Here is a 1,081-nt window from a genome sequence, read left to right on the forward strand (position 1 = left end):
CCAGATAGATAAGGGCGTTGCGCTGCTGCGCAGGGGTAAAGTTACTCATGCGATACCTTTTTAGTTTGGTTTGGGGGCGAGGGAACCCAAATCGAGCATTTTCAGTAACGAAAACAACTCTTACCAACAATGTAAAATGAAAATTCAAATCGGCTTCACTCATTCCAAGCGAAGCGGTGGGCGATTATACATTAACCAATTGCGCTCGCAAGCGCTGCTTTTTACGCAAACGTTTATCCGATAATTTCACCTTTGCCCCAAAGAATTGGGCGAACAACGAAACAGGGTGTTTCATGTGAAACACCCTATAAGGAAATGATTTAAAGAGTTGATAAGTTGAGTTTAGAAGCCGCGTTGAAATAATCCAGCAAGATAATCGAGCTCTTCCCTGCTCTCTTCAATGTTCAGCGCTTCAAACCAAATCGCTTCACTGTAATGCTCCGCTTTCATAAATAAGCGGCAACCTTCAAAATCGATCAGCCAAGAGTGGATATCCGCATCCCACTGTTTTTCGATTACCGTCGCAGAGAGTAAACCCACCAAACGCTCACCTAACGCCGGAAAGGTGTCTAAATCAAATCTTGGTGCTGCAATCAGCAAACGACCTTCTTCGGCAATATATTCTGTCAGGCCAAATTCCTTCTGCATTTCGGTTCCTTATCCGTGGTGAGTGATGTGTTCTTGAATCAGATCCAAGAATGGATCGGCATATTTTTCTAATTTACGTTGACCTACCCCGCTCACCGCCAGCATTTCGCCATACGACGTTGGCAGAATCTCCGCCATATCAATCAAGGTCGCATCACTAAATACAACGTATGGTGGTAAGCCATCTTCATCGGCAATCGACTTACGCAGCTTGCGTAATTTCGCAAACAGCTTCTTATCGTAGTTTTTGCTGGTCAGTTTGTCCGACTTCGCAGCGCGTGCTGCGGTATCCAAACGAGGAACCGCTAGCTCGAGCGACACATCCCCGCGCAATAATGGTCGAGCTTCCTCGGTCAATTGCAACGTCGAGTTTCGGGTGATGTTTTGAAACAGCAGCCCTTTGTGGATTAACTGGCGGAAGATACTCACCCAG

General features: G+C 46.2%; 2 protein-coding genes. Both read right to left on the reverse strand.

Annotated elements, in window-relative coordinates; translation table 11 throughout:
* Positions 1–342: 342 nt before the first annotated feature.
* Positions 343–648, reverse strand: coding sequence for a DUF3630 family protein (locus tag R7P67_RS26130; RefSeq protein ID WP_005458579.1), 306 nt, complete (start codon positions 646–648; stop codon positions 343–345).
* Between the two features lie 9 nt (positions 649–657).
* Positions 658–1,081: HRDC domain-containing protein (locus R7P67_RS26135; protein ID WP_318086495.1), on the reverse strand; the 424-nt coding region annotated here is incomplete at its 5' end.

It is taken from the genome of Vibrio sp. Vb0937 (assembly GCF_033338855.1).